This window comes from Hydrogenophaga sp. PBL-H3, from assembly GCF_010104355.1.
Taxonomy (GTDB): Bacteria; Pseudomonadota; Gammaproteobacteria; order Burkholderiales; family Burkholderiaceae_C; genus Hydrogenophaga.
In genome coordinates, this window is record NZ_CP044972.1 from 3,132,899 (window position 1) to 3,158,308 (window position 25,410).

Consider the following 25,410-nt stretch of genomic DNA (forward strand, 5'->3'; position numbering starts at 1 on the left):
GCTTCAGCCGCCGCGCGGTCCCGGCTCCATCCACTCGCCGCGCAGCAACTGCAGCGGCGCGCGGTGGTACAGCATGATGTCGTGGAACGGGTCGGTCACGATCTTGATGGCCCACACCAGGCCCGTGCGCAGGTCTTTCAGGAACCACAGCTGGGCAACGCGAAAGGCCAGACCACCCACACCCACCCAGAGCCACATCCAGCCGACGTTGTGCGCAAGACCAAGCCAGTCGGTGTGCGGCTCCATCAGGCCAAACAGGTCGGGCTGGGCCACCAGCAGCAGCGGCGACGCGGCCCAGATCAGCATCAGCACCACCTTGCGCTGCAGGTTGTAGCCCACCTTGACGGCTTCCTTGTACGCATGCGTGGCCTGGTTGATCTCGTCATAGCCCTTGGGCTCGAAAAAGAAGTGGCCCGCCTGGCGGCTCACCATGGACACCAGCCAGGCCACCAGCGCGGCCAGCGCCGGATCGGTGAACAGCAAGGCGTAGGCCACCAGAAAGCTGAGCGCGCTGAGCAAGTGCAGGCTCTGGTTGATGCGGCTGTGGTGGTAATAGCGGTGGTCGTCCCAGCGCTGTGTCTCGAGCTCTTTGAAAAACGTGTTCATTCAATTCCTCTGGTTCGGTCACGCACAGGCCCGATCACCATGAACGGTCCTGCACACGATGGTCCGGCGGCAAAATGAAACGGCGGTGACATCCAGCAAGACATGGCAGTGACATGACCGGTTGTTGCGCGGCGCGCAGCGTGTCACACAACTGTTATCGCGAGCGATGAACATGGGTCCCATGAACACCTCCGATGTCTGCGATGCCCTGTTGGTTGAACACCTGCCCGTGCCGCGACCCAGCTTGCGGGTGGCCGTGGTCACCGAGACCTATCCGCCCGAGGTCAATGGCGTGGCCGTCACGCTGCAGCAGCTGGTGCAGCGGCTTCAGGCGGGCAACCACCAGATCCAGCTGATCCGCCCACGGCAACCGCTGACCGACAAGGATCGCGACGCCTGCGACGACGAACTCCTGGTTCGTGGACTGGAGATTCCCCGCTATCCCCAGCTGCGCCTGGGCATGCCGATCAAACGCGCGCTGCTGGCGCAATGGAGCCGGCAACGGCCCGACCTGGTGCACGTGGCCACCGAAGGCCCGCTGGGCTGGTCGGCGGTGCAGGCGGCGCGCAAGCTGCGGCTGCCACTCAGCACCGACTTCAGAACCAACTTTCACGCCTACAGCCAGCACTACGGCATCGGCTGGCTTCGCAAGCCCATCGCGGCCTACCTCCGCAAATTCCACAACCTCGCGGATTGCACCATGGTGCCGTCCAGCGACCTGCTGCACGACCTGTCCGCCCAGGGCTTCGAGCGGTTGATGGTGGTGGCACGGGGTGTGGACACCGCCCGGTTCTCCCCGGTGCACCGCAGCGAGGCCCTGCGGGCCCAGTGGGGTGCGGCGCCCGATCAACCCGTGCTGTTGTCGGTGGGTCGGCTAGCCCGCGAAAAAAACCTCGATCTGCTGACGCGCAGCTGGAACGCGATGCGCGCCGTGCGGCCCGATCTCAAGCTGGTGGTGGTGGGTGACGGACCCTCGCGCAACGCCCTGGCACAAGCCTGCCCCGAGGCCCTGATGGTGGGTGCACAAAGCGGCGACGACCTCGCCCGCCACTACGCCAGCGCCGACCTCTTCGTCTTCCCCAGCGTGACCGAAACCTACGGCAACGTCACGCCGGAGGCGCTTGCCAGCGGGCTGGCCGTGCTGGCCTTCGACTACGCCGCCGCCGCCGAGCTGATCCGCCACGGCGACAACGGCCTGCTGGCACCCCGGGGCGACGAGACGGCCTTCCTTCAGAACGCCGTCGACCTGATCAGCAACCCCGGGCTGGTCGAGCATCTGCGCGAGCGCGGCCGCGCCACCACACTCACGCAGGACTGGGGGCAGATTGCGCGTCAGGTCGAAGGGGTGTGGCACCAGCTGCTGGCCGTGCGTCAACCGGTTGTGCAGGCTTGAGCAGGCCGCGCCGTCCGATACCCTGGTAAACAAATCCGAGCGCATCCATCAGCGCCGGGTCGTAGAGGTTGCGGCCGTCAAAGATGACACGTCCGCGCATGCACCGCGCCATGGCGTCGAAGTCCGGATGGTGGAAACACTTCCACTCGGTGAGCACCAGCAGCGCGTCCACATCGGCCAGTGCCTCCAGCGGGGATTCAACAAAGGAGAGGCCGTCCATCTCGCTCACCGGGTGCCCCAGGTCGGCGCTCAGCGCGCGCTGGGCCTCGCTCAGGGCCACCGGGTCGTGCACCAGCACCTGGGCACCCCGGCTCAGCAGTTCGGGGATCACGATGCGGCTGGGTGCGTCGCGCATGTCGTCGGTGTTGGGCTTGAAGGCCAGCCCCCACACACCCAGGCGCAGCCCACGCAAGTCGGCACCGAAATGCGCGCAGATCCGATCGACCAGCACATGCTTTTGCAGCCGGTTCACCGACTCCGTGGCCTCGACAAGGCGCATGCGCAAGCCGTGCGCGGCCGCCGTGTGCACGAGCGCGCGCGTGTCTTTGGGAAAGCAGCTGCCTCCGTAGCCGGTGCCGGCGTACAGGAAGCTGTGGCCGATCCGGCTGTCCGATCCGATGCCCCGGCGCACGGCGTCGATGTCGGCACCCAGGGCATCGGCCAGGTGGGCCATTTCGTTCATGAACGAGATCCGTGTGGCCAGCATGGCGTTGGCCGCGTACTTGGTGAGTTCGGCGCTGGCCACATCCATCCAGAGGCTGCGCTCGTGGTTGCGGTTGAACGGGGCATACAGGCGTGTCATCAGGCGCCGGGCCGCTTCACCGGCTTCACCGGCGGGCAGGCCGATGACGATGCGGTCCGGGCGCATGAAGTCGTCCAGCGCCGCACCTTCCTTGAGAAACTCCGGGTTGGACACGACCGCGAAGTCCAGCGCATCGAGGCCGCGGTCTGCCAGTGCGCTGCGCAGGGCCTGCTCCACGCGCCGGCCGGTGCCCACGGGCACGGTCGACTTGTTGACCACCACCTTGAACTCGGTCATGTGCTGACCGATCTGCGCGGCAACGGCCAGCACATGCTGCAGGTCCGCCGATCCGTCTTCCTGTGGCGGTGTTCCGACCGCGATGAAGATCACCTCGGCATGCCGCACGGCCACCGCCATCGAGGCGGTGAAGCGCAGGCGCTCGGCGCTGCGGTTGCGTTGCAACAGATCGTCAAGACCGGGCTCGAAAATTGGCACACCGCCGGCGTGCAGCACCGCGACACGGCCGTGGTCACGGTCCACGCAAATGACATCGTTGCCCAGCTCCGCCAGGCAGGTCGCGGTGACCAGACCCACATACCCTGCACCCACCACTGCAATCTTCATGGCTGTTCTCCGTTGGTTGGAGACCATGCTGCAACCGCAAGATGAAGCCGCGTTGGCAGGGCGATGACAGATGCGTGAAACGGGGCCGGGCAAAGACTGGCCCTGCATGGGCGCGGCTGCGCGGGAACCCCACTTGAGAAACGCAGCCCTCCGGCGGTCCGATGTTGCTGCATCAGGGCGCGACAGATAGCATCTCCACGTCAGCCGTCGGGCCGGTCGCTCGGCGGCGTTGGCACCGACGGAAAGGCGATCGATATGGCCACTATCTCCGGCTCATGCCTGTGTGGCGCGGTTCGTTATGAAACCGCGGCCCAGCCAGTGCTCATGGGCGTCTGTCACTGCAAGCACTGCCAGAAGCAGTCGGGATCAGCGTTCTCCATGCTGGTGGGCGTGCCCAAGGGCACATTGAAGATGTCGGGCGAGCCCCTCGCCGAGTTCCACGATGTGGGCGACTCCACCCAGGCTGTGGTGCGCAAGTTCTGTCGCCACTGCGGCTCGCCGGTGCTCTCAGACGTCGCGGTGATGCCGGCACTGGACTTCATCAAAGCCGGCATGCTCGATGACACCTCATGGTTCAAGCCTCAGTTCCACATGTTTTGTGAACACGCCCAGGCGTGGTCTCTCCCGGACGATGGCGCACCCCGGATAGCCAGGAATCCGCCGCCTTGATCGCCATCCACCACCAGTGAACCCGCGACGCTTCAGCGAGCGTCGATGCGCTGGAGGGAAGCACTGTCAAGGCGTCAAGACAGTCAGCCTGGCAACCCGATCACCAGCGCCGCCGGCAGCAAGACCGCCACCGCTGCATCCCCCACCCTCCCCTTGAACGGGTGCCGCGCAAAGCCCACCCAGTGACCGCCGCCCTCCAGCGCCAGCACCACCTCGTCTTGCCGGGCGCCGGGCGCGCAGCGCTCAATGCGACCCGCCAGCGCGCCAGCAACGGTTTTTGAGTTCACCAGCGATACCTCCACTGCGGTGGCCTTGCACAAGGCCAGCACGGCCAGCCCGGGTGTGAGGCCCAACAAATCCGCGCTTTCCTGCGTGATGCTGGACACCAGTTGCGCGCCGCCCGGGGTGGTCAGCGTCACCTCCACCGTCGGGTCGCCCGGGGCCGTGGGCGCGCAGTGCAGCACGCGGCAGCGCAGCTGGTTGCGCATGCTGGTGCGCAGGCCCAGGCCGCCCTCGCCGATGGCGCCACCCGCAAAGCGGGAAAGCACCTGCTGGCGTGCGCGCGCCAGCTCGGCGGCAAGCGACAGCAGTTGCAGGCCATCGGCGGTGATGCGCGCGCCGCCGCCGCCCACGCCGCCCACGGTGCGCTCCACCAGCGGCACGCCGCTGAGGTTGCTGAGTGTGTCGATGGCCTGCCACGCGGCCTTGTAGCTGATGCCGACCTGGCGCGCCGCCTGCGAAATGGAGCAGCCGGCGGCCACGTGGCGCAACACGTCCAGGCGCTTGTCGGCGCTGGCGTCGGTCAGGGCCTGGGGCAGGTCGGCGGGTGTGCGGTCCTGGTCTTTTTTGGCGGTCATGGTGCTGGGCTTGCGATCTATACTTATCGCTATTCTCAATTGGAATAGCGGTAGTTTTGAAAGGATCGCTCGATGTTCGCACGTTCACTGCTGCCGGCGTTGCTGCTTTGCATGGCCGGCGCACTGCACGCCGCCGAGGCGCAGGTGGCGGTGGCGGCGAACTTCGCCGAGCCGATCAAGGCCATTGGCGCGGTGCTGGAGAAAACCACCGGTCACAAGCTGCAGATCACGGTGGGCGCCACGGGCCGGCTGTATGCGCAGATCAGGAATGGCGCGCCGTTTGACGTGCTGCTCTCGGCAGACACCAAAGCACCCGCGCAGCTGGAGTCCGACGGCCTGGTGCAGCCGGGCAGCCGCTTTACCTACGCCACCGGCAAGCTGGTGCTGTGGTCGGCGGATGCAACCCGGGTGGACGCGCGGGGCGCGGTGCTCAAGACCGATGGCTTTCGAAAACTGGCCCTGGCCAACCCCAAGACCGCACCCTACGGCGCGGCGGCGGTGGAAGTGATCGACAAGCTGGGCCTGACCAGCGCGCTCACCCCGAAACTGGTGCAGGGCGAGAGCATCGGCCAGGCCTACAACTTCGCCCACACAGGCAACGCCGAGATCGCGTTCGTGGCCCTGTCCCAGGTGCTCGAAGGCGGGCGGCTCAAGAGTGGCTCGATGTGGGTGGTACCACAAGGTCTGTACGCGCCCATCCGGCAAGACGCGGTGCTGCTGAAAACCGGCGCCGGCAACGAGGCTGCGCGGGCGCTCATGACATTGCTTCAGAGCCCCAACATCAAGACACTCATCCGCTCGTATGGCTACGAGCTCTGAGCCGTGCTGCTGACCGCTTCCGATCTCCAGGCCATCGGCCTCACGCTGCAGGTGGCATTGCTCACCACCGCCATCTTGCTGGTGCTGGGTGTGCCGCTGGCCTGGTGGCTGGCACGCAGCCGCTCGGTGTGGAGCCGGCCGGTGGGTGCGCTGGTGTCGGTGCCGCTGGTGTTGCCGCCTTCGGTGCTGGGCTTCTATGTGCTGGTGCTCATGGGGCCGAATGGCCCGGTGGGCGGGCTCACGCAGGCCTTGGGCCTGGGCGTGCTTACCTTCAGCTTTGCCGGGCTGGTGATCGCCTCGGTGTTGTATTCGCTGCCGTTCATGGTGCAGCCGGTGCTCAATTCAATGCAGTCGCTGGGTGAACGCCCGCTGGAAGCCGCGGCCAGCCTGCGTGCCTCGAAGCTCGACACCTTTTTTTCGGTGGTGCTGCCGCTGTGTCGGCCGGGACTGGTCACCGGCGTGATCATGAGTTTTGCGCACACGGTGGGCGAGTTCGGCGTGGTGCTCATGGTGGGCGGCAACATTCCCGGTGTGACGCGGGTGGTGTCGGTGCAGATCTACGACCACGTGGAGGCGCTGGAATACGCCGATGCGCACCGCCTGGCCGCGGTGATGCTGGGCTTTTCGTTTCTGGTGCTGCTGGCACTGCAGCTCTACAACCAGCGTCAGCGCAGGGGCCTGCAATGACCGAGGGCCTGCAACTCACTGCGCGGCTGCAACGCCCCGGCTTCCTGCTCGACGTGGACCTGCGCCTGCCCGCGCGCGGCGTCACGGTGCTGTTCGGCCCCTCGGGTTCGGGCAAGACTTCGTGCCTGCGCGTGCTCGCGGGCCTGGAGCCCCAGGCACAGGGCGAGGTGCGTGTGGATGGCGACGTGTGGCAGAGCAGTGCGCAGCGCGTGATGCGGCCAGTACACCAGCGCGCGCTGGGCTATGTGTTTCAGGAGGCCAGCCTGTTCGAGCACCTGAACGTGCGCGACAACCTGATGTTCGGCTTCAAGCGCACACCGCCCGCCCAGCGCCGCCACGCCTGGGACCACGGCCTGGATCTGCTGGGCATTGCCCACCTGCTGCAGCGCCGGCCACACGAACTCTCCGGCGGTGAACGCCAGCGCGTGGCGATCGCGCGCGCGCTGGCCACCAGCCCGCGCGTGCTCTTGATGGACGAGCCACTGGCCTCCATCGACGCGGCGCGCAAGAACGACATCCTGCCGTGGCTGGAGCAACTGCACGCGCGGCTGGACACGCCCGTGGTGTACGTGACCCACTCCAGCGACGAACTGGCTCGCCTGGCCGATCACGTGGTGCTGCTGAGCGAAGGCCAGGCGCTGTGCAGCGGGCCGGTGGTGGAACTCATGACGCGGCTGGACCTGCCGCTGGCGCGTGGCGACTCGGCGGCGGCCTTGATCGAGGCGCACGCCGTGGGCCATTCACCCGCCGACGCCCTGAGCGAACTGGCGTTTGCCGGCGGGCGCCTGCTGTTGCCGCAAGCCAGCAACGCTGCCCTGCCCGAAGGCACGCCGGTGCGCGTGCGCATTCAGGCGCGCGATGTGAGCCTGTCGCTGCAGGCCCCGGAGCACAGCAGCGTGCTCAACGTGCTCGGCGCCACGGTGGTCGATGTGGTGGACGACACACCCGGCCAGGTGCTGGTGGGCCTGCAGCTGGGCCAGGGCCCCGCGGCCACGCGCCTGCTCTCACGCATCAGCCAGCTCTCGGCGCGCCGCCTGGGCATTGCGCCCGGTCAGGCGGTGTTCGCGCAGATCAAGGGCGTGGCGATGGTGCGCTGACCCAGCCGGGTCAGCTCGCCGCGCCCACCGCGTCCTTGGTGCACTTCTTGGTGAAGCTGTTCTTGGCGGCACCGGCGAGTTTTTTCTCGCCCGCGGTGACGGTGCACGCGGCAGCCGCGTCTTTCTCGCACTTTTTCATGAACGAGTTCTTGGCCGCGCCAGCGAGTTTCTTCTCGGTGGCGGCTGCCGTGCAGCTCGCGCCTTCGGCAAACGAGGTCAGTGGCAAAAGCGCCGCGAGAACCAGGGAACCCAACCAGATGGTGCGCATGCCGATCTCCATGAATGAAAAATTCATTGAAGGTCAGCGGGCCAGCGCTGTCAATGCGCCAAACGGCGTTTCAGCGCCCGCCTCGGGAAGATCCCATCATCGAAAGTATCAATCGAGCAAATCCCGGGGGATGTTGCCGCCATTGGCCGCGATGTGCGCCAGCACATTCTTGTGCAGCCACATGTTCATCTTGGCCGAGTCGCCCATGAGTTCGTCGGGGCAGTAGAGCTCTTTGGCCAGTTCCTTTCGCGCGGTCAGGCTGCTGTCGATGTCGAGCAGCTTGAGCAGATCAACGATGGAGGTGCGCCAGTTGAGCTTTTGCGGGTTGGCCGCAGCCTTCTGTTCCATCAGGGCGACCACGTCGACCATGGTGATGGAGGCCACGGGTGCCGGGGCCTGCGCTGCTGCGGGTGCGGCCGAGGGAGCGGCGGATGGCGAAGGTGGGGCGGCCGGTGGTTGTGGCACCACCTTGGGTGAGCCCATGCCGAGCTTGTCGAGGATGTTGCTGAAAAGGCCCATGAAATGCTCCTTGAATGTGGATGGGTGTCGGCAAAGCGGTCAGGGGCCAGTATGGCGGCAGATGGACCACGGCGGCACATCAGCCCGCCAGGTGGGCCGGCGGCCCAGCGGATTCAGCGCACGACGCTGTAGTTCGCTGGGACCAAGCGGTAGCCCTTGCACTCATGCCGGATGTGACCAATGCCGGGGAAGGACAGGTGGCTGGCGGTGACCCAGTAGCCCTGCTTCGCGGCATCGGCATAGGCCTTCTTGCGCTGCAGCGCTGCGGCCTTGCTGTCGCTGTCGAAGGTGATGGTCACCGAGGGCTCTTCGAACTGCACCGCAGCGACGTGCATCAGGTCGCCCCACATCACCATCTTCTGGCCCTTGCTCTCCACGACGCAAGTGCTGTGGCCCGGTGTGTGGCCGTGCGCGGCCTGCGCCTTGATGCCCGGCACCAGATCGGTGTTGCCATTGAAGGGTTTGAACTTGCCCGCGGCGACGTAGGGGTTGAGCGAAGCCATCGCACCCTGGAAGAAGCCCCTGGATTCGACCGGTGCCTTCTCCATGTTGGCGGTGCTGAGCCAGAAATCTGCGTCGTACTGTTCGGGGTGCATGTGGGTGATCACCACCGCGTCAACCTGCTCCGGCTGGTAGCCGGCGGCCTTCAGGTTGGCCAACAGCTTGCCCAGGGTCGGGCCGAACAGGCCGGCTGCACCGGCGTCCACCAGCACCAATTTGTCACCGGTATTCGATTCACTCCGTGGGATGTGAGGGGACGCCAAAGATTCGGCGTCGCCCGATCAACCGCCATCCCTGGCTTCATGCCCCGTGGCTGCCTCAGCAATGTGCACGAAAGCGTGCTTCACCGGCCCTTGCCATCAGGGTTGGCCAAAGCCGTAACGCACGAAGACGGCCTGCGCGGACGGCGCCAGCAAGGCCTGGGCGAAGGCCTCGGCCGGCGCGGGCGCACCGCGCCGCACGGTGAGGCCGTACGACGCGCCCACCTGCAAGGCGGCGGGCACCTGCACCACCTTCAGACGCGACACTTCTCTCTGCGCCGCCACGGCGTTGGTGCAGTAGGTGAGGAACACGTCGGCCTGGCCCTGGTCCATCAACCAGGCGTAGGTGCCCTGGCCAGCGGGTGGCTTGGGCGAATCGGGGCCGCCGCTGAGCTTGAGCGCCTTGGCGTCGAGCGCGGCATACGCGCCGGCGCGCACGCCATCGGCCTTGCGGAACAGCTCCCATGCGTAGTCGCCAGACGGGTCGGCCTTGGGCGTGGATGTGCCCAGCTTCACAGCCGGGTTGAGCATCGTCTCCAGCAGGTTCTGTGGCGTGGCGTTCACGCTGGCCTGCGTGAGCGCGCAAAGACTGTTGCGCACGAACACGGTGGGTGGTGCCCAGCCGCCAGCGACCGCCAGACGCTGCGGGTGCTGGGTGTCGGCCGAAGCAAACACCTGCGCGCCCTCGCCTTTTTCGATGCGCTCGCGCAGCAGACCCGAAGCGCCGAACGTCAGCGCGATCTTCTGTCCGGTGCGCGCCTCATGATCACGCGCGATCTCGGTGAACACCTCGCGCAGGCTGCCGGCGGCGTAGACCTGCAGGGGTTCTTTGGTCACTGGAACGGTCTCAGTCGAAGCACAACCGGCCAGCGTGGCCAGGGCAACAACTCTCAGGCTTGTGCAGCGCATCGCGCTTCACTTTGTCGCATTGGGGAAAAAGAGCTGTTCGCCGCCGATCTTGTAGCCAGCAATCGCCGCCTGACCCGCCGCTCCGGTGACCCAGTCCACAAACTTCTGGCCGTCGGCCGTCTTCACCTGCGGGTGTTTGGCCGCGCTCACCAGCATCACGCCGTACTGGTTGAACAGGCGCTTGTCACCCTCCACCAGCACCACGAGATCGGCGCGGTTCTTGAAGTTGAGCCAGGTGCCACGGTCGGCGAGCACGTAACCACCGGCGCTGGACGCGATGTTGAGCGCAGGACCCATGCCGCAGCCGCACTCCTTGTAGCCCGATCCCTTGTTCGCGTCGGTGTCGGTCATCTTCCAGAAGCGCAGCTCGGCCGCGTGCGTGCCGCTCTTGTCGCCGCGCGAGATGAAGGGCGCATTGGCAGCGGCCACCTTTTTCATGGCGGCCACGATGTCGTTGCCTTTGGTGGCAGCAGGGTCGGCCTTGGGACCGATCAGCACGAAGTCGTTGTACATGACCTCCTGGCGCTTCGCGGAGAAACCATCAGCCACAAACTTCTCTTCGGCCACCTTGTCGTGCACGAACAGCACGTCGGCATCGCCCCGGCGCGCCATGTCGATGGCTTGGCCGGTGCCGAGCGCAACCACCTTCACATCAACGCCGCTGGCCTTTTTGAACTCGGGCAGCAGGTGGGAAAACAGACCCGACTGCTCGGTGGATGTGGTGGACGCCACCACGATGCTTTGCGCCATGGCGCCCGCGCTGGACAACAGGGCGGCGCCGAGGGCGGCAACACAGGTCAGGCGGCGGAGGGCATTCACAAACTTTCTCCTTGAACAAACAAATGGGCCTGCGGACACAGGGAACGCAGAAGGTCGTGGTTGAAAAAATCGGCCACCGGCAGGTCGGCCAGCAGCCGCCCCTGCTCCAGGTAAATCACGCGGCTGGCCAGGCGCTTGACCTGGCCGAGGTTGTGGCTGCTGAACACGAGCGTGGGAGCTCGCTCGGGGGTGCCGTGTTCGGGACGGGTGGTGAATTCGGCAATCAGGGCCTCTACCTCGCGCTTGGCGTGCGGGTCCAGGCTGGCGGTGGGTTCGTCGAGCAGCCACACGTCGGGGCGCAAGGCCCAGGCGCGGGCCAGCGCCACGCGCTGCTGCTGCCCGCCCGAGAGCGCCCGCGCATTGCGCTCGGCAATGTGCCCCAGCTCCACACGGTCCAGCGCGGCCAGCGCCAGCGCACGCGTCTCGCCCCAGGCCACGCCCTTGAGCCAGAGCCCGAGCTGTATGTTCAGCCGCGCGCTCAGGCGCAGCATGTGCGGCCGCTGGAACAGCATGGCCACACGCTGCTGGCTTGATGCGTGCAACTCGCCACCGCTGATGCTTTGCAGGCTGTGCAAGGTGCGCAGCATGGTGCTCTTGCCGCTGCCGTTGGCGCCCACCAGCGCCACGCGCTCGCCCGCCTGGATGCGCAGGTAGATGTCGGTCAGGGCATGCAGCCGACCCGAGGACCCCAGGTGCACCTGCACATTGCGCAGGTCGAAACACACGGCGGGTACCGACGCCTTCAAGGGCAGGCCGCTCATGGGGTCACCAGTTTCAGCCGGGTCGCATCGGCACTGTCGGCGCGCTCGCGCCAGCGGCTCACCAGCGAGACCAGCGCGTTGAGCACCAGAACCACACCCAGCAACACCAGACCCAGGCCAAGCGCCAGCGGCAGATCGCCCTTGCTGGTCTCCAGGGCGATGGCGGTGGTCATCACGCGGGTGAAGCCTTCGATGTTGCCGCCCACGATCATCACCGCGCCCACCTCGGACACCGCGCGCCCAAACGCCGTGAGCAGCACCGTGATAAGGGCGTAACGATCGTCCCAGGCCAGCAGCAGGCTGCGCAGCACCGGGCCCGCGCCCATGGACGAGAGTTGCTCGCCGTGGCTGCGGTCGGCGTCTTCAACCACCTGGCGTGTGAGCGCCGTGACCAGCGGCAGCACCAGGCAGGCCTGCGCCAGCACCATGGCCTGAAAGCTGAACAACCAACCCAAAAAACCCAAAGGACCCGAGCGTGACAGCAAGAGATAGATGACCAGACCGACCACCACCGAGGGCACGGCCAGAAAGGTGTTGAGCAAGGTAAGCACCACGCCGCGCCCCGCAAACCGGGAGACCGCCAGCCAGGCGCCGAGCACCAGTCCCAGGCCACATGCCAGCAGGCACGCCAGTGCGCTCACCGCCAGGGATCGGGTCACCACGGCCCACAGGCCCGGATTGCCCGCAATCACCAGTTGCAGTGCGGTGGAGACGCTATCGGAAAAGGTGTTCATGTGGGCGCTGAGCATAGGGGAAACACCCCTTCGGGCAGCTACGTACTGACGCGGTATGAACCACCGAACATAGGCAATTCATTTCATACGTTGTCTCGCTCGCGCCGCAGCGCTGAACCGAGGCACCATGCGCTTGGGGCACACTCGCGCTCCATGAAACAGATCGAGTTGTCGTACGCGTTCGCCGCCCGCGCGCCGGGCCGCTCCAGTGGCCATGCGCTGCTGCGCAATCCGATGATGGACGTGCTGCAGGCCGTGCACGCCAGCGGCTCCATTTCGGCCGCCGCGCGGCAGTTGAACCTGTCTTACCGCCACGTGTGGGGGCAACTCAAGGACTGGGAAACCGCCCTGGGCCAGGCACTCGTGTTCTGGGAACGCGGCCAGGCCGCGCGTCTCACGCCGTTTGGCGAACGCTTGCTCATGGCCGAACGGCTGGCCCAGGCCCGGCTGGGTCCCCAGATCGAAAGCCTGCGTGCCGAGCTCGAACGCGCCTTTGCCCGCGCCTTCGACGACGCCAGCGAGGAAGGCGACAGCGAGGTGCTGACGCTCTACGCCAGCCACGACCACGCCCTGAGCGCCCTGCAGGAATTCGCCGCCACCCATGCACCGGGGGGCAAGGACACGGGCCGCCTGCACCTGGACATCCGCTTCTGCGGCAGCGTGGACGCCATTCGTGCGCTCAACGAAGGTCGCTGCGTCGTGGCGGGCTTCCACACCCAGCCCTTTGCCGCTTCGGGCAGCCAGAGCGCGCGCACCTACCGCCCGATGCTCAAGCCCGGACTGCACAAGATCATCGGCTTTGCGCGCCGTGTCCAGGGTCTGATGGTGGCCCCCGGCAACCCGCTGCGGCTGCAAGACATGAACGATGTGGCCCGCCTGCAGGCCCGCTTCGTCAACCGCGCGCTGGGCACCGGCACGCGCTTGCTGATGGACGAGCTGCTCACGCAGTCGCTGCTGATGCCCGAAGACATCACCGGCTTCGAGCACGTGGAGAGTTCACACGCCGCGGTGGCGCAAGCGGTGGCCAGCGGCGCGGCCGACGTGGGCCTGGGCACCGAATACGCCGCTCGCACCCAGGGCCTGGGTTTTGTGCCGCTCACCGAAGAGCGCTACCTGCTGGTGTGCCTGAAAACCGCCTTGGAGAAGCCTGCCGTGCAGCGCCTGCTGCAACGCCTGCGCAGCCGCGCCTGGCACGACCAGCTGGCGAGCCTGCCGGGTTATGTGCCTGATCACTGCGGTGAGGTCGCCGCCATGAAGCGGCTGCTCCCCTGGTGGGATTGAAGTACCGGGCCCCCACGCTCCCCCGCTGCGCGAGGTCCGCTGCCCCCCGAGGGGGCTGACCCGGCTTGGGGCGGCCCGGCGCCGGGTCGTTCAGTGCGCCAGCCGCCGCGCGATCTCGGCAACGAGCCGACGCGCCAGCGCCAGTTTCGAAGCCCGCGGCAATTCCAGCGTGCCGTGCGCATCCACCAGCAGCAACGCGTTGTCGTCCTGCCCGAAGGTGTCTGGTCCGATGTTGCCCACCAGTAGCGGCACGCCCTTTCGTGCGCGCTTGGCCTGCGCGTGGACCAGCAGGTCGTGGCTCTCGGCAGCGAAGCCCACGCAGTACAGCACGCCGCTCTGCGCACGCGGGCTGGCGGCAATGCCGGCCAGGATGTCGGGGTTCTCAACGAACGACAGTGTGGGCACCTCGCCCGAACCGTCCTTCTTGATCTTCTGGTCCATCATCTGCGCCGGACGCCAGTCGGCCACGGCAGCAGCCGAGACAAACACCGTGGCGCTCTGGGCCAGGTGGTCCAGCGTTTTCTGCATGTTCAATGCCGACTTCACGTTGACCCGCCCCACGCCGCGCGGCGTGGGCAGACCCACCGGACCGGCCACCAGCGTCACATGGGCGCCGGCCTCGTGCGCCGCGCGGGCGATGGCAAAGCCCATCTTGCCGCTGGAGAGGTTGGTCAGGCCCCGCACCGGGTCGATGGCTTCAAAGGTGGGCCCTGCGCTCACCAGCACATGCTGACCTGCGAGCACTTTGGGCGTGAAGAACCGGATCAGGTCGTACAGCAACTCGTCGGGCTCCAGCATGCGACCGTCACCGGTTTCGCCGCAAGCCTGCTCACCCGCGCCCACGTCGAGCACGGTGGCGCCGTCGGCGCGCAGCTGTTCGATGTTGCGCAGCGTGGCGGGGTGCGACCACATTTCGCGGTTCATGGCAGGCGCCAGGATCAGCGGCACGCTCTCGATGGGGCGCGCCAGGCACATCAGGGAAAGCAGTTCGTCGGCCCGCCCATGCACCAGCTTGGCCATGAAATCGGCACTGGCCGGGGCCACCACGATGGCGTCGGCCTCGCGGCTGAGGTTGATGTGGGGCATGTTGTTGTCGGCCCCGCCCGAGGTGCGCGCGTCCCACTGCGAGGTGAAGACCGGCCGCCCCGAGAGCGCCTGCATGGTCACAGCGGTCATGAACTGCTCGGCCGCTTCGGTCATGACCACCTGCACGGTGGCGCCCTCTTTCACCAGCGCCCGGCAGAGTTCGGCCGCCTTGTAGCACGCAATGCCGCCCGATAGGCCCAGGACGATGTGTTTTCCAGCGAGTTCGTTCATGGGCGCAATGTAGCAGTTCGACCCCAGCCACGAGGCCAGCCGGGTGGGGGCTGCGGAGGAGGATGGGGGCGCCATTTATAATCGCCATTTCCACCTCCTGCGAGCATCTGGCTCGCCCGAGACATGACCAAATTTGTGTTCGTCACCGGCGGTGTGGTGTCCTCCCTGGGCAAAGGCATAGCCTCCGCATCCCTGGCCGCGATTCTTGAATCCCGCGGCCTCAAAGTCACCCTCATCAAGCTCGACCCGTACATCAACGTGGATCCGGGCACCATGTCCCCCTTCCAGCACGGTGAGGTCTTCGTCACCGACGACGGCGCCGAAACCGACCTGGACCTGGGCCACTACGAGCGTTTCATCGAAACGCGGATGAAGAAGACCAACAACTTCACCACCGGCAAGATCTACCAGTCGGTGCTGGAAAAGGAGCGCCGGGGCGACTACCTCGGCAAGACGGTGCAGGTGATCCCGCACGTCACCAACGAAATCCAGGAATTCATCCAGCGCGGCGCCGGCATCGGCACGCCCGATGCGGTGGACGTGGCGATCGTTGAAATCGGCGGCACCGTGGGCGACATCGAATCGCTGCCGTTCCTGGAAGCCGTGCGCCAGATGAGTCTGCGCATGGGCCCGAACAACTCGGCCTTCGTGCACCTGAGCTACGTGCCCTGGATCGCCGCGGCCGGCGAACTGAAAACCAAGCCCACACAGCACACCGCCAAGGAGCTGCGCGCCATCGGCATTCAGGCCGACGCCCTGCTCTGCCGCGCTGACCGCCGCATTCCCGACGAAGAGCGCGCCAAGATCAGCCTGTTCTCCAACGTGCCCGAGTGGGGCGTGATCTCCATGTGGGACGTGGACACCATCTACAAGGTGCCGCGCATCCTGCACGAACAAGGCCTGGACGGCCTGATCTGCGACAAGCTGCGCCTGAACACCCCACCGGCCAGCCTCAAGCGCTGGGACGATCTGGTTTACGAGGTGGAGCACCCCAAGGCCACGGTACACATCGCCATGGTCGGCAAGTACGTCGACCTGTCGGACAGCTACAAGTCGCTCAACGAAGCGCTGCGCCACGCCGGCATGAAGAACCACGCCAAGGTGCAGATCGATTACATCGATTCGGAAACGATCAGCCCCACCAACGTGGACAAGGTGCTGGGCCGTTTCGACGCCATCCTGGTGCCCGGCGGCTTCGGCAAGCGCGGCATCGAAGGCAAGATCTGCGCAGCGCGCTTCGCCCGCGAGCACAAAGTGCCTTACCTGGGCATCTGCCTGGGCATGCAGGTCGCCACCATCGAATACGCACGCCACGTGGCGGGTCTGAAAGACGCCAACAGCACCGAGTTCGAGGCCGACACGCCGCACCCCGTCATTGCGCTCATCACCGAGTGGAAAGACAAGGACGGCAGCATCCAGCAACGCGACGCCAACTCCGATCTCGGCGGCACCATGCGCCTGGGCGCACAAAGCTCCGACGTGGCCCCGGGCACGCTGGCCCACCAGATCTACGGCCCGGTGGTCACCGAGCGCCACCGCCACCGGTATGAAGCCAACGTGAACTACCTCGACCAGCTGCGCAAGGCCGGCCTGGTGATCTCGGCGCTCACGCAGCGCGAGCAACTCACCGAAATGGTGGAGTTGCCCCAGAGCGTGCACCCCTGGTACGTGGGCGTGCAGTTCCACCCCGAGTTCAAGTCCACCCCATGGGCCGGCCACCCACTGTTCAACGCGTATGTGAAGGCCGCGCTGACCCAGCAGGGCCAGACCGCCAAAGTTGCCACCCCCGCCTGAACGAGTACCCACCATGAAACTCTGCGGCTTCGACATCGGGCTGAACCAGCCCTTCTTCCTGATCGCCGGCCCCTGCGTGATCGAGTCCGAGCAGCTGCAGATGGACGTGGCCGGCCAGCTGAAAGAAATCACCGGCAGCCTGGGCATTCCTTTCATCTTCAAGAGCAGCTTCGACAAGGCCAACCGCAGCAGCGGCACCAGTTACCGCGGCCCGGGCCGTGACAAAGGCCTGGAGATCCTGGCCAAGGTCAGGCGTGAACTGGGCGTGCCGGTGCTCACCGACGTGCACAGCGAAGACGACATTGCAGACGCCTCGCGTGTGGTCGACGTGCTGCAGACGCCTGCCTTCCTGTGCCGCCAGACCGATTTCATCCGCGCCGTCGCCCAGAGCGGCAAGCCGGTGAACATCAAGAAGGGCCAGTTCCTCGCGCCGCACGACATGAAGAACGTGATCGACAAGGCCCGCGCGGCCGCCAGGGAAGCCGGCCTGAATGAAGACAACTTCATGGCCTGCGAACGCGGTGCCAGCTTCGGCTACAACAACCTCGTGAGCGACATGCGTTCGCTCTCGATCATGCGAGAGACCGGTGCGCCGGTGGTGTTCGACGCCACGCACAGCGTGCAACTGCCCGGCGGGCAAGGCACCAGCAGCGGCGGCCAGCGCGAGATGGTGCCGGTGCTGGCGCGCGCGGCTGTGGCCGTGGGCGTGGCCGGCCTCTTCATGGAAACCCACCCCGACCCCGCCAATGCCATGAGCGATGGCCCCAATGCCGTGCCGCTCAAGCATATGAAAGCGCTGCTGGAAACGCTGCTGGCGCTGGATGCCGTGACGAAGAAGAACGGTTTTCTTGAAGAGGCGTTCAACACATGAACCTGCCGCCCCGCGAGGTCATCACGCAGGTCGTGCGCGACGTGCTGCCGGATGCACGCTCGGCATGGCTGTTCGGCAGTGCGGCCAAAGGCACCTGGCGCGAAGGCAGTGACATCGATCTGGCGGTCAGCATGCCGCGACCTTTCACCGCTACCGCGCGAATGGGCGCCGCTGAACGGATGATCGCGGCGCTGGGCATCGAAGTCGATCTGCTCGACTTCGACCAGATGCACACCGTGATGCAGGCGCAGATCATCGACACAGGCCATCTCCTGTTCAGCCAGGATCCGGTCGCACTGGCGCAGTACCAAGGCTTTCTGCACACCGAGTACCAGAACATCCAGCAATGGCGTCAGCCCATGATGGCGCAGATGGCCAGACGCCTGGCCGGCGAGGACGTGTCTCGATGAGCGCTCGCGAGGTGTTTGCAATCTTGGGCCAGCGAGGCTTGCTGACGCCAGACCTCGTGGTGCAACTGCAGCACATGGTTGGGTTCCGCAACATCGCGGTACACGAGTACGACACGCTGGACATGACAATCGCAGTGCGCGTGATCACGCACGACATCGACAGCCTGCGCCAGTTGGCCGGCCACCTGCTCCAGCGTTACCTTTCTTCCACCTGATTTTTTGACTTGAACCTGAGGACCCTACATCCATGAGCGCAATCGTTGACATCGTTGGCCGCGAAATCCTGGACAGCCGCGGCAATCCCACCGTCGAATGCGACGTGTTGCTGGAAAGTGGCGTGATGGGCCGTGCGGCCGTGCCCTCGGGCGCGTCCACCGGCTCGCGCGAAGCCATCGAGCTGCGCGACGGCGACAAAAGCCGCTACCTCGGCAAGGGCGTGCTCAAGGCGGTGGAGCACATCAACACCGAAATCTCCGAAGCCGTGCTGGGCCTGGACGCCTCCGAGCAGGCTTTCCTGGACAAGACCCTGATCGACCTCGACGGCACCGACAACAAGGGCCGCCTGGGCGCCAACGCGATGCTGGCCGTGTCCATGGCCGTGGCGCGCGCCGCCGCCGAAGAAGCCGGCCTGCCGCTCTACCGCTACTTCGGCGGCATGAGCGCGGTGCAGATGCCCGTGCCCATGATGAACGTGGTCAACGGCGGCGCACACGCCAACAACAACCTCGACCTGCAGGAGCTGATGATCATTCCCGTGGGCGCGCCGAGCTTCCGCGAAGCCGTGCGTTGGGGCGCCGAGGTGTTCCACGCGCTCAAGAAAATCATCCACGACAAGGGCATGAGCATTGCGGTGGGCGACGAAGGCGGCTTTGCGCCCAACGTGGCCAACCACGAAGCCGCGATCCAGATGATTCTGGAAGCCATCAGCAACGCCGGCTACACCGCCGGCGAGCAGATCGCCCTGGGCCTGGACTGCGCCGCCAGCGAGTTCTACAAGGACGGCAAGTACCACCTGGACGCTGAAGGCCTGGTGCTGAGCGCCGAAGACTGGACCAACATCCTGGCCACCTGGGTCGACAAGTACCCGATCATCAGCATCGAAGACGGCATGGCCGAAGGCGACTGGGACGGCTGGAAGGTGCTGACCGAGCGCCTGGGCGCCAAGGTGCAACTGGTGGGCGATGATTTGTTCGTCACCAACACCAAGATCCTGAAGGAAGGCATCGACAAGCACATCGGCAACTCGATCCTGATCAAGATCAACCAGATCGGCACACTGACCGAAACCTTCGCCGCCATCGAAATGGCCAAACGCGCGGGCTACACCGCCGTCATCTCGCACCGCTCGGGCGAGACCGAAGACAGCACCATCGCCGACATCGCCGTGGGCACCAACGCTGGCCAGATCAAGACCGGCTCCCTCTCGCGCTCGGACCGCATGGCCAAGTACAACCAGCTGCTGCGCATCGAAGAAGACCTGGGCGAAGTGGCGGTGTACCCTGGCCGCGCAGCTTTCTACAATTTGCGCTGATTTCGACCCATGGCCAACCGCTTCATCCCTGCCCTGCTGATCGCGCTGCTGCTCGTGCTGCACGCCCAGCTGTGGTTCGGGCGGGGCAGTGTGCCGAAGGTGGCGGGCATGAAGCAGCAGCTCGTTGCGCAGGAGCAGGTCAACCGCGATGCGCAGCAGCGCAACGACCAGCTGATGAGCGAGGTGCGTGACCTGCAAGAGGGCCTGGACATGGTCGAGGAACTCGCCCGCGCGGAGCTGGGCATGGTCAAGCCCAACGAAATCTTCGTGCAGATCGCGCAGAACAAGCGCTGACGCCATGGCGGCCGTCACGGTGGCACTGCTCGGTGGCGAGTCCAGCGGCAAGACCACACTGGGCGTGGCCCTCGCCCAACACCTCAATGCCCTGGGCATAACCACCACGCTCGTGCCCGAGCACCTGCGCGCCTGGTGCGAACGCGAGGGCCGCGCGCCACTGGCGCAAGAGCAGGCGGGCATCGCCCAAGAACAGACCCGGTGGATCGAGGCGGCCGCGAACAGCGGAGCCCAGGTGGTTGTGGTCGACACCACGGCGCTGGTGGTCTCGGCCTACAGCGAACTCGTGTTCAACGACACCTCGCTGCACGCGCCCGCGCTGGCGCAACAAAGGCGAATCCGGCTCACGCTGCTGATGGGGCTGGACTTCCCCTGGCAAGCCGACGGTCTGTTCCGCGAGGGTCCAGCTGCGCGGGCCGCCATCGACGCCGTGCTGCGCCGCGAGTTGCATGCGGCGGGCATCGCATTCCAGACGGTCTATGGATCGCCAGCGGAGCGACTGCAGCATGCGCTTCGCGCGGTGGGCGTTCAGCTGGGCCGCTTTCTGGTGGCGGGCGATCCGATGCTGGAGACCGGCTCGGGCCGGTGGACCTGCGAGAACTGCAGCGACCCCGAGTGCGAGCGGCGCCTGTTCAGCGGACTGCTGGGTTCTGGTTCGAGCCAGCACTCCCTCGGTTCAAGCTAGCGCACTTTCCCTTCGAGTCAACCCTCCCTCCGTTCGGGCTGAGCCTGTCGAAGCCTTGCACAGGTGTTGGTGGGCCCTTCGACAAGCTCAGGGCGAACGGGAATGGGCCCCGTACCGAGGGAAAACAGCGATTGCCCGGCGCGAAGCCCGGACGATCAGTGCTTCTGGTCGCTGGCCGGCTGCTGGATTTCGGGTTGCAGGAACACCTGGGCCGCGTCCACCGGATCAAACCGGTATTGCGCTCCACAGAACTCACACCCCACCTCCACCTGCCCCTGCTCGCTCAAGATCGATTCGATCTCGTCACGGCCCAGGCTGCGCAGCATGTTGCTCACGCGCTCGCGCGAGCAGGTGCAAGCAAAGCGTGGACCGTCCTCGCCCGTCATGGGCTCGAAGCGGCGCACGTCTTCTTCCCAGAACAGTCGGTGCAGGATGGTGTCGGCATCCAGCGTGAGCAGCTCTTCCCGTTTGAGGCTGGACGCGAGGATGGCGATGCGGTTGTAGTCTTCGTTCAGGCCGATCTGGTCTTCGTCGCGAGCACCCGACTGGCCCGCGAGGTTGCCACTGCCCTGCAATGGCAAGCGCTGGATCAGCAGGCCGGCGGCCACGTGTTCGTTGGCTGCGAGCACCAGCCGCGTGTCGAGCTGCTCGCTCTGCAGCATGTAGTGCTCGATCACCTCGCTGAGCTTCTCCAGCTTTTCGCGCTGGTCGCCATACAGGGGCACCACGCCCTGGTACGGCTGCTGGCCCGGCAGACGGTCCTTGGGGTCGAGCGTGATGGCGCAGCGCCCCTGGTTCGTCACGTTGACCATGTGCGAGAGCGGCGCATCGGGCGCCACGTCACCCATCACGGTGGCGGTGGCGCGCAGGCGCAGATCGGGCTGCACCTCGGCCACGGCCAGCTTCACCGGCCCGTCTCCCATGATCTGCATGATGAGCGCGCCGTTGAACTTGATGTTGGCCTGCATCAGCGTGGCTGCGGCCGTCATCTCGCCCAGCAGTTCGGTCACGGCCGTGGGGTAGCCGCCACCGTCGCGGTGGCGTTGCAGGATTTCTTGCCAAGCGTCGGTCAGGCGCACCAGCATGCCGCGCACCGGCAGGCCTTCAAAGACGAATTTATGGAGTTCGGACAAGCGGAGCTTTCAGGGATCGTTCGGAAAACGCAATCGTGGCAGATCGGGATCAGCCGACCTTTTTCAAGGTCTTGCGAAAACGCTCGGCGTTGTCGGTGTAGTGCTTCGCGCTCATGCGCAGGCCCTCGATCTGTTCGGGCGAGAGCGTCTTGGCCACGCGCGCCGGGCTGCCCAGGATCATGGTGCCGTCCGGGAATTCCTTGCCTTCGGTCACCAGCGAGCCGGCGCCCACCAGGCAATGCTTGCCGATCTTGGCACCGTTGAGCACCACCGCGCCGATGCCGATGAGCGAGCCGTCGCCGATGGTGCAGCCGTGCAGCATCACCTGGTGGCCCACGGTCACGTTCTCGCCAATGGTCAGCGGCAGGCCCACGTCGGCGTGCAGCACGCTGCCGTCCTGGACGTTGCTGCCGCGCCCGATCGTGATGGTCTCGGTGTCGCCGCGCACCGTGACACCAAACCACACGCTGCTGTCTTCACCCAGCACCACGTTGCCGATGACCTGTGCGTTGTCGGCCACCCAGGCCGTGTCGGCCACGCGTGGGGCCATGCCGTCAATTTCAAAAAGTGCCATGTCGGTTGTCTCCGTTGTCAGGTTGGGAATGCTTCCTAGAATTGTAGGGATGCAAGTCCCCGCCGCCCTGTCTTCGTCGCCTTTCGTTTCCCTGCGGGCGCAAGCCCTGCAAGCGCTGTGCACCGGCGACCCGGATCACAAGGTAGCCGCCACCCACGCACTGTTTGAAGCCCTGCGGGCGGGCCACACCCACCTGGAGCCGGCCGAACGCCTCACACCCGACGCCACCCTCCCCCTGCCCGGGCGCCCGCAGCGGCCCGTTCTCATCGCGCCGGTGGACGTGCCTCAGCGCTCGCCCTTCACGCCAGAAGGCCTGGCCATGCTGCTGCACGCGGTGGCGCACATCGAGTTCAACGCGATCGACCTGGCGCTGGACGCCATCTGGCGCTTCCCCGACATGCCCGCCGAGTTCTACACCGACTGGCTCCAGGTGGCCCACGAGGAAGCCATCCACTTCGGCCTGCTGCGCGCGCACCTGCAAAGCCTGGGTCACGACTACGGTGACTTTGCGGCCCACAACAGCCTGTGGGAGATGTGCCTGCGAACGCAGCACGACGTGACCGCGCGCATGGCCCTGGTGCCGCGCACCATGGAAGCCCGGGGCCTGGACGCCACGCCCCCCATGCAGGCCCGCCTGCGCAAGGTGGGCACGCCCGCAGCGATGCGTGCGGTCGAGATCCTCGACGTGATCCTGCGCGACGAGATCGGCCATGTGGCGGTGGGCAACCGCTGGTACGGCTGGCTGTGCGAACGGCAGGGCATCGAGCCGCTCGCGCACTACCGGCAGCTGGCGCGGGCGCATTCGGCGCCGCGGCTGAAGCCGCCGTTCAACGAGCCGGCCCGGCTGGCCGCGGGCTTCACCGACGCCGAGCTGGCCGCAATGCACCAGGCCTGACCCCCGATAATCGGGGATGACTTCCGCATCCCCGACCGCTTTCAGCACACTCCCCCTCTCCCCCGCCACGCTGGCCAACCTGGAACAGCTCGGCTACCTGGACATGACGCCGATCCAGGCGGCAGCCCTGCCACCGGCCCTGCTGGGCAAGGACATCATTGCCCAGGCCAAGACCGGCAGCGGCAAGACAGCCGCCTTCGCCCTCACCCTGCTGGCCAACCTGAACGCCCGCCGCTTCGCGGTGCAGACCCTGGTGCTGTGCCCCACGCGCGAGCTGGCCGACCAGGTAACCACCGAGATCCGCCGCCTGGCGCGGGCCGAGGACAACATCAAGGTGGTGACGCTGTGTGGTGGTGTGCCACTGCGCGGGCAGCTGGCCACGCTGGAGCACGGCGCGCACATCGTGGTGGGCACGCCGGGCCGCATCATGGATCACCTGGAGCGCGGCAGCCTGCCGCTGGACGCGCTCAACACCCTGGTGCTGGACGAAGCCGACCGCATGCTCGACATGGGCTTCTTCGACGACATCGTGACCGTGGCCAAACAGTGCCCCAGGACACGCCAGACCCTGCTGTTCTCCGCCACCTACCCGGAAGGCATCGCCAAACTGAGCGCGCAGTTCATGCGCGAACCGGTCACGGTGAAGGTGGAGGCGCAGCACGCCGGCGCGCAGATCGAGCAGCGCTGGTACGAGGTGAAGGACACCGAACGCCTGGACGCCGTGAGCAAGCTGCTGGCGCACTTTCGCCCGGCCAGCACGCTGGCCTTTTGCAACACCAAGGCGCAATGCCGCGACCTCGTGGCCGTGTTGCAGGCCCAGGGGATCAGTGCACTCGCGCTGTTTGGCGAACTGGAGCAGCGCGAGCGTGACCAGGTGCTGGTGCGCTTTGCCAACCGCAGCTGCTCGGTGCTGGTGGCCACCGACGTGGCCGCGCGCGGCCTGGACATCGCCAGCCTGGCCGCCGTGATCAACGTGGACGTGACGCCCGACGCCGAGGTGCACATCCACCGCATCGGCCGCACCGGCCGCGCGGGCGAGAGCGGCCTGGCACTCAACCTGGTCAGCATGGACGAGATGGGCAGCGTGGGCAAGATCGAACAACTGCAGGGGCGTGAGTCGAAGTGGCACCCACTGAGCGAACTCGTGCCCACCGGCCACGGCCCGCTGGTGCCCCCCATGGTGACGCTGCACATCCAGGGCGGCCGCAAGGAAAAGATCCGCCCCGGCGACGTGCTGGGCGCGCTCACCGCCGACCTGGGCTACACCCGCGAGCAGGTGGGCAAGATCAACGTGAACGAATGGTCGACCTATGTGGCGGTGGACCGCGACATCGCGCAGCAGGTGGCCAGCCGCCTCAACGATGGGCGCATCAAGGGCAAGAGCGTGAAGGTGCGGGTGCTGGAAGACTGAAGTCGCCAGGACCCGCCATTCGCCAAGGCACCCCATGCCCATCTGCCCGACAATCCTCCCCATGACCGATCAAACCCCCGACACCCGCCCCACCCTCCCCGACCGCCTCTCCATCGACGCCCGCAGCCCGCACCACGTGGCCGCCGTGTTCGAGCACGACATCGGCATCCGCTTCAACGACAAGGAGCGCTTCGACGTGTCCGAGTACTGCATCAGCGAAGGCTGGGTGAAGGTGCCCTCAGGCAAGACACTGGACCGCAAGGGCCAGCCGCTGCTGATCCAGCTCAAGGGTCGGGTCGAGGTCTTCTACAAATAGAGACCATTTGCGCTGAACGCGCGGCGCGCGATCGACTCGATACAAGCCTATGCGCCGCAGATTCCTTTTTTCAGCCGCTTTGTGCATCCCCTTCGGCCGGGTTGCAGCCGCCCAGCCGGGCGAAGGCGAAGACCCACCCGCCAGGCCCCCTGGCGTCACCGTGTCAACGGATGTGCTGCAGCGTTCGGTGGCGCAGCGTTTTCCCATGCGTTACCCGGTGCAGGGGTTGCTGAACCTGGACCTGCAGCCGCCTCGCCTGAGCCTGCTGCCCGAGCAGAACCGAATGCGCGCCGAGATGGTGGTGGACGCCGCCGGCCCGACACTCAACCGCAGCCACCGGGGCAGTTTCGACCTCGACTTTGCGCTGCGCTATGAGGCCAGCGACCGCACGCTGCGCGCGCACCAGCTGCGCATCGACCGTCTGCGGTTCCCCAGCCTGCAACCGGGCGTGGTGGAGCTGCTCAACACCTACGCCCCCGCGCTGGCCGAGCAGTCGCTGCGCGAGGTGGTGCTGCACCGGCTGCAACCGCAAGACCTGCGCATGGCCGATGCGCTGGGCATGCAACCTGGCCCGATCACGGTGACCTCGTCCGGCCTGGTGATCGGCTTCGTGTTGAAGCCCCTCTGAGGACC

General features: G+C 66.4%; 29 protein-coding genes and 1 pseudogene. 17 read left to right on the forward strand and 13 right to left on the reverse strand.

Annotated features, from left to right (window positions below; all coding sequences use genetic code 11):
- Positions 1 to 3: 3 nt before the first annotated feature.
- Entirely contained in the window at positions 4 to 606 is a 603-nt protein-coding gene (locus F9Z44_RS14495) for a hypothetical protein (protein WP_159607282.1), read from the reverse strand.
- A 181-nt stretch (positions 607 to 787) separates the two neighbouring features.
- Here F9Z44_RS14495 and F9Z44_RS14500 point away from each other — a divergent pair, with 181 nt between their 5' ends.
- The gene (locus F9Z44_RS14500; RefSeq protein WP_159607284.1) at positions 788 to 1,999 is read left to right on the forward strand and encodes a glycosyltransferase family 4 protein; all 1,212 of its coding nucleotides are present in this window, start codon (positions 788 to 790) and stop codon (positions 1,997 to 1,999) included.
- On the opposite strand, the gene F9Z44_RS14505 is transcribed toward F9Z44_RS14500, so the two are convergent.
- Complete coding sequence (locus F9Z44_RS14505; RefSeq protein WP_159607286.1) at positions 1,911 to 3,365, reverse strand: UDP-glucose dehydrogenase family protein; 1,455 nt, start codon at positions 3,363 to 3,365, stop codon at positions 1,911 to 1,913. The two genes, F9Z44_RS14500 and F9Z44_RS14505, sit on opposite strands and share 89 nt — an antisense overlap.
- 255 nt (positions 3,366 to 3,620) lie before the next feature.
- Between F9Z44_RS14505 and F9Z44_RS14510 the strand changes: the two genes are divergently transcribed.
- Entirely contained in the window at positions 3,621 to 4,034 is a 414-nt protein-coding gene (locus F9Z44_RS14510; protein WP_159607288.1) for a GFA family protein, read from the forward strand.
- Between the two features lie 83 nt (positions 4,035 to 4,117).
- On the opposite strand, the gene F9Z44_RS14515 is transcribed toward F9Z44_RS14510, so the two are convergent.
- Positions 4,118 to 4,891 (reverse strand): TOBE domain-containing protein, encoded by a 774-nt coding sequence (locus tag F9Z44_RS14515; protein ID WP_159607290.1) that lies wholly within the window; start codon positions 4,889 to 4,891, stop codon positions 4,118 to 4,120.
- 72 nt (positions 4,892 to 4,963) lie between these two features.
- Here F9Z44_RS14515 and modA point away from each other — a divergent pair, with 72 nt between their 5' ends.
- The 3 genes from modA to modC are packed head-to-tail and all read left to right on the forward strand — an operon-like array spanning position 4,964 to position 7,494.
- Entirely contained in the window at positions 4,964 to 5,710 is a 747-nt protein-coding gene (modA, locus tag F9Z44_RS14520; RefSeq protein ID WP_159607292.1) for a molybdate ABC transporter substrate-binding protein, read from the forward strand.
- Positions 5,711 to 5,713: 3 nt separating this feature from the next.
- Positions 5,714 to 6,397, forward strand: a complete 684-nt coding sequence (gene modB / locus F9Z44_RS14525) for a molybdate ABC transporter permease subunit (RefSeq protein ID WP_159607295.1) — start codon at positions 5,714 to 5,716, stop codon at positions 6,395 to 6,397.
- Positions 6,394 to 7,494, forward strand: a complete 1,101-nt coding sequence (gene modC / locus F9Z44_RS14530; RefSeq protein WP_159607297.1) for a molybdenum ABC transporter ATP-binding protein — start codon at positions 6,394 to 6,396, stop codon at positions 7,492 to 7,494. Before modB ends, modC begins: the two co-directional genes overlap by 4 nt.
- Before the next feature lie 10 nt (positions 7,495 to 7,504).
- Here the strand turns inward: modC and F9Z44_RS14535 are convergent, their stop codons facing one another.
- The 7 genes and pseudogenes from F9Z44_RS14535 to F9Z44_RS14565 all read right to left on the reverse strand — a co-directional run bounded on the left by F9Z44_RS14535 (position 7,505) and on the right by F9Z44_RS14565 (position 12,265).
- A complete protein-coding gene (locus tag F9Z44_RS14535; RefSeq protein ID WP_236574146.1) occupies positions 7,505 to 7,789 on the reverse strand; it encodes a hypothetical protein in 285 nt (94 codons plus the stop codon).
- An 81-nt stretch (positions 7,790 to 7,870) separates the two neighbouring features.
- Positions 7,871 to 8,281 (reverse strand): DUF3597 domain-containing protein, encoded by a 411-nt coding sequence (locus tag F9Z44_RS14540; protein ID WP_159607299.1) that lies wholly within the window; start codon positions 8,279 to 8,281, stop codon positions 7,871 to 7,873.
- Between the two features lie 113 nt (positions 8,282 to 8,394).
- A pseudogene (locus F9Z44_RS14545) lies at positions 8,395 to 9,012 on the reverse strand (MBL fold metallo-hydrolase); the annotation flags it as partial.
- Between the two features lie 129 nt (positions 9,013 to 9,141).
- On the reverse strand, positions 9,142 to 9,879 hold the full coding sequence (locus tag F9Z44_RS14550; protein WP_236574147.1) for a molybdate ABC transporter substrate-binding protein: 738 nt from the start codon (positions 9,877 to 9,879) through the stop codon (positions 9,142 to 9,144).
- A 78-nt stretch (positions 9,880 to 9,957) separates the two neighbouring features.
- Complete coding sequence (locus F9Z44_RS14555; RefSeq protein WP_159608745.1) at positions 9,958 to 10,701, reverse strand: extracellular solute-binding protein; 744 nt, start codon at positions 10,699 to 10,701, stop codon at positions 9,958 to 9,960.
- A 65-nt stretch (positions 10,702 to 10,766) separates the two neighbouring features.
- A complete protein-coding gene (locus F9Z44_RS14560; protein WP_159607305.1) occupies positions 10,767 to 11,531 on the reverse strand; it encodes an ATP-binding cassette domain-containing protein in 765 nt (254 codons plus the stop codon).
- Positions 11,528 to 12,265 carry an ABC transporter permease gene (locus F9Z44_RS14565; RefSeq protein ID WP_159607307.1) on the reverse strand — a complete coding sequence of 246 codons (738 nt, stop codon included), beginning with the start codon at positions 12,263 to 12,265 and terminating at the stop codon, positions 11,528 to 11,530. Before F9Z44_RS14565 ends, F9Z44_RS14560 begins: the two co-directional genes overlap by 4 nt.
- Positions 12,266 to 12,418: 153 nt before the next feature.
- Between F9Z44_RS14565 and F9Z44_RS14570 the strand changes: the two genes are divergently transcribed.
- Positions 12,419 to 13,546 (forward strand): substrate-binding domain-containing protein, encoded by a 1,128-nt coding sequence (locus tag F9Z44_RS14570; RefSeq protein ID WP_159607309.1) that lies wholly within the window; start codon positions 12,419 to 12,421, stop codon positions 13,544 to 13,546.
- Positions 13,547 to 13,636: 90 nt separating this feature from the next.
- Here the strand turns inward: F9Z44_RS14570 and coaBC are convergent, their stop codons facing one another.
- Positions 13,637 to 14,863, reverse strand: a complete 1,227-nt coding sequence (gene coaBC / locus F9Z44_RS14575) for a bifunctional phosphopantothenoylcysteine decarboxylase/phosphopantothenate--cysteine ligase CoaBC (protein WP_159607311.1) — start codon at positions 14,861 to 14,863, stop codon at positions 13,637 to 13,639.
- 123 nt (positions 14,864 to 14,986) lie between these two features.
- Here coaBC and F9Z44_RS14580 point away from each other — a divergent pair, with 123 nt between their 5' ends.
- From F9Z44_RS14580 to F9Z44_RS14610, 7 genes are read left to right on the forward strand one after another with little or no spacing between them, the layout of a single operon-like run.
- On the forward strand, positions 14,987 to 16,657 hold the full coding sequence (locus F9Z44_RS14580) for a CTP synthase (RefSeq protein ID WP_159607313.1): 1,671 nt from the start codon (positions 14,987 to 14,989) through the stop codon (positions 16,655 to 16,657).
- 13 nt (positions 16,658 to 16,670) lie between these two features.
- Entirely contained in the window at positions 16,671 to 17,528 is an 858-nt protein-coding gene (gene kdsA / locus F9Z44_RS14585; protein ID WP_159607315.1) for a 3-deoxy-8-phosphooctulonate synthase, read from the forward strand.
- Positions 17,525 to 17,938: a type VII toxin-antitoxin system MntA family adenylyltransferase antitoxin gene (gene mntA, locus F9Z44_RS14590; RefSeq protein ID WP_159607317.1), complete on the forward strand. Its 414-nt coding sequence runs from the start codon at positions 17,525 to 17,527 to the stop codon at positions 17,936 to 17,938. The genes kdsA and mntA overlap by 4 nt, the downstream gene beginning before the upstream one ends.
- Complete coding sequence (gene hepT / locus F9Z44_RS14595) at positions 17,935 to 18,153, forward strand: type VII toxin-antitoxin system HepT family RNase toxin (RefSeq protein WP_201449969.1); 219 nt, start codon at positions 17,935 to 17,937, stop codon at positions 18,151 to 18,153. Before mntA ends, hepT begins: the two co-directional genes overlap by 4 nt.
- A 32-nt stretch (positions 18,154 to 18,185) precedes the next feature.
- Positions 18,186 to 19,469 (forward strand): phosphopyruvate hydratase, encoded by a 1,284-nt coding sequence (eno, locus tag F9Z44_RS14600; RefSeq protein ID WP_159607321.1) that lies wholly within the window; start codon positions 18,186 to 18,188, stop codon positions 19,467 to 19,469.
- A gap of 9 nt (positions 19,470 to 19,478) precedes the next feature.
- A complete protein-coding gene (locus tag F9Z44_RS14605) occupies positions 19,479 to 19,763 on the forward strand; it encodes a septum formation initiator family protein (RefSeq protein ID WP_159607323.1) in 285 nt (94 codons plus the stop codon).
- Between the two features lie 4 nt (positions 19,764 to 19,767).
- Positions 19,768 to 20,448, forward strand: a complete 681-nt coding sequence (locus F9Z44_RS14610; protein ID WP_159607325.1) for an AAA family ATPase — start codon at positions 19,768 to 19,770, stop codon at positions 20,446 to 20,448.
- 155 nt (positions 20,449 to 20,603) lie between these two features.
- Here the strand turns inward: F9Z44_RS14610 and hslO are convergent, their stop codons facing one another.
- Together hslO and F9Z44_RS14620 are read right to left on the reverse strand one after the other, a co-directional pair.
- Positions 20,604 to 21,581 (reverse strand): Hsp33 family molecular chaperone HslO, encoded by a 978-nt coding sequence (gene hslO, locus F9Z44_RS14615; protein ID WP_159607327.1) that lies wholly within the window; start codon positions 21,579 to 21,581, stop codon positions 20,604 to 20,606.
- Positions 21,582 to 21,630: 49 nt separating this feature from the next.
- On the reverse strand, positions 21,631 to 22,155 hold the full coding sequence (locus tag F9Z44_RS14620; RefSeq protein ID WP_159607329.1) for a gamma carbonic anhydrase family protein: 525 nt from the start codon (positions 22,153 to 22,155) through the stop codon (positions 21,631 to 21,633).
- Between the two features lie 49 nt (positions 22,156 to 22,204).
- On the opposite strand from F9Z44_RS14620, the gene F9Z44_RS14625 reads away from it, so the two are divergent.
- The 4 genes from F9Z44_RS14625 (at position 22,205) to F9Z44_RS14640 (ending at position 25,405) form a co-directional block, all read left to right on the forward strand.
- Positions 22,205 to 23,050: a ferritin-like domain-containing protein gene (locus F9Z44_RS14625; RefSeq protein ID WP_159607331.1), complete on the forward strand. Its 846-nt coding sequence runs from the start codon at positions 22,205 to 22,207 to the stop codon at positions 23,048 to 23,050.
- Between the two features lie 16 nt (positions 23,051 to 23,066).
- Positions 23,067 to 24,461, forward strand: a complete 1,395-nt coding sequence (dbpA, locus tag F9Z44_RS14630) for an ATP-dependent RNA helicase DbpA (protein ID WP_159607333.1) — start codon at positions 23,067 to 23,069, stop codon at positions 24,459 to 24,461.
- Between the two features lie 61 nt (positions 24,462 to 24,522).
- Positions 24,523 to 24,777 carry a DUF3297 family protein gene (locus F9Z44_RS14635; protein WP_159607335.1) on the forward strand — a complete coding sequence of 85 codons (255 nt, stop codon included), beginning with the start codon at positions 24,523 to 24,525 and terminating at the stop codon, positions 24,775 to 24,777.
- Positions 24,778 to 24,937: 160 nt separating this feature from the next.
- A complete protein-coding gene (locus F9Z44_RS14640) occupies positions 24,938 to 25,405 on the forward strand; it encodes a DUF1439 domain-containing protein (protein WP_328793951.1) in 468 nt (155 codons plus the stop codon).
- Positions 25,406 to 25,410 lie beyond the last annotated feature (5 nt).

Bases quoted from the DNA above. Each gene is read 5' to 3' on its own strand.
- F9Z44_RS14495 (WP_159607282.1), bottom strand. From the start codon at position 606: ATGAACACGTTTTTCAAAGAGCTCGAGACACAGCGCTGGGACGACCAC.
- F9Z44_RS14500 (WP_159607284.1), top strand. From the start codon at position 788: ATGAACACCTCCGATGTCTGCGATGCCCTGTTGGTTGAACACCTGCCC.
- F9Z44_RS14505 (WP_159607286.1), bottom strand. From the start codon at position 3,365: ATGAAGATTGCAGTGGTGGGTGCAGGGTATGTGGGTCTGGTCACCGCG.
- F9Z44_RS14510 (WP_159607288.1), top strand. From the start codon at position 3,621: ATGGCCACTATCTCCGGCTCATGCCTGTGTGGCGCGGTTCGTTATGAA.
- F9Z44_RS14515 (WP_159607290.1), bottom strand. From the start codon at position 4,891: ATGACCGCCAAAAAAGACCAGGACCGCACACCCGCCGACCTGCCCCAG.
- modA (WP_159607292.1), top strand. From the start codon at position 4,964: ATGTTCGCACGTTCACTGCTGCCGGCGTTGCTGCTTTGCATGGCCGGC.
- modC (WP_159607297.1), top strand. From the start codon at position 6,394: ATGACCGAGGGCCTGCAACTCACTGCGCGGCTGCAACGCCCCGGCTTC.
- F9Z44_RS14535 (WP_236574146.1), bottom strand. From the start codon at position 7,789: ATGAATTTTTCATTCATGGAGATCGGCATGCGCACCATCTGGTTGGGT.
- F9Z44_RS14540 (WP_159607299.1), bottom strand. From the start codon at position 8,281: ATGGGCCTTTTCAGCAACATCCTCGACAAGCTCGGCATGGGCTCACCC.
- F9Z44_RS14555 (WP_159608745.1), bottom strand. From the start codon at position 10,701: ATGGCGCAAAGCATCGTGGTGGCGTCCACCACATCCACCGAGCAGTCG.
- F9Z44_RS14560 (WP_159607305.1), bottom strand. From the start codon at position 11,531: ATGAGCGGCCTGCCCTTGAAGGCGTCGGTACCCGCCGTGTGTTTCGAC.
- F9Z44_RS14565 (WP_159607307.1), bottom strand. From the start codon at position 12,265: ATGAACACCTTTTCCGATAGCGTCTCCACCGCACTGCAACTGGTGATT.
- F9Z44_RS14570 (WP_159607309.1), top strand. From the start codon at position 12,419: ATGAAACAGATCGAGTTGTCGTACGCGTTCGCCGCCCGCGCGCCGGGC.
- coaBC (WP_159607311.1), bottom strand. From the start codon at position 14,863: ATGAACGAACTCGCTGGAAAACACATCGTCCTGGGCCTATCGGGCGGC.
- F9Z44_RS14580 (WP_159607313.1), top strand. From the start codon at position 14,987: ATGACCAAATTTGTGTTCGTCACCGGCGGTGTGGTGTCCTCCCTGGGC.
- kdsA (WP_159607315.1), top strand. From the start codon at position 16,671: ATGAAACTCTGCGGCTTCGACATCGGGCTGAACCAGCCCTTCTTCCTG.
- mntA (WP_159607317.1), top strand. From the start codon at position 17,525: ATGAACCTGCCGCCCCGCGAGGTCATCACGCAGGTCGTGCGCGACGTG.
- hepT (WP_201449969.1), top strand. From the start codon at position 17,935: ATGAGCGCTCGCGAGGTGTTTGCAATCTTGGGCCAGCGAGGCTTGCTG.
- eno (WP_159607321.1), top strand. From the start codon at position 18,186: ATGAGCGCAATCGTTGACATCGTTGGCCGCGAAATCCTGGACAGCCGC.
- F9Z44_RS14605 (WP_159607323.1), top strand. From the start codon at position 19,479: ATGGCCAACCGCTTCATCCCTGCCCTGCTGATCGCGCTGCTGCTCGTG.
- F9Z44_RS14610 (WP_159607325.1), top strand. From the start codon at position 19,768: ATGGCGGCCGTCACGGTGGCACTGCTCGGTGGCGAGTCCAGCGGCAAG.
- F9Z44_RS14620 (WP_159607329.1), bottom strand. From the start codon at position 22,155: ATGGCACTTTTTGAAATTGACGGCATGGCCCCACGCGTGGCCGACACG.
- F9Z44_RS14625 (WP_159607331.1), top strand. From the start codon at position 22,205: ATGCAAGTCCCCGCCGCCCTGTCTTCGTCGCCTTTCGTTTCCCTGCGG.
- dbpA (WP_159607333.1), top strand. From the start codon at position 23,067: ATGACTTCCGCATCCCCGACCGCTTTCAGCACACTCCCCCTCTCCCCC.
- F9Z44_RS14635 (WP_159607335.1), top strand. From the start codon at position 24,523: ATGACCGATCAAACCCCCGACACCCGCCCCACCCTCCCCGACCGCCTC.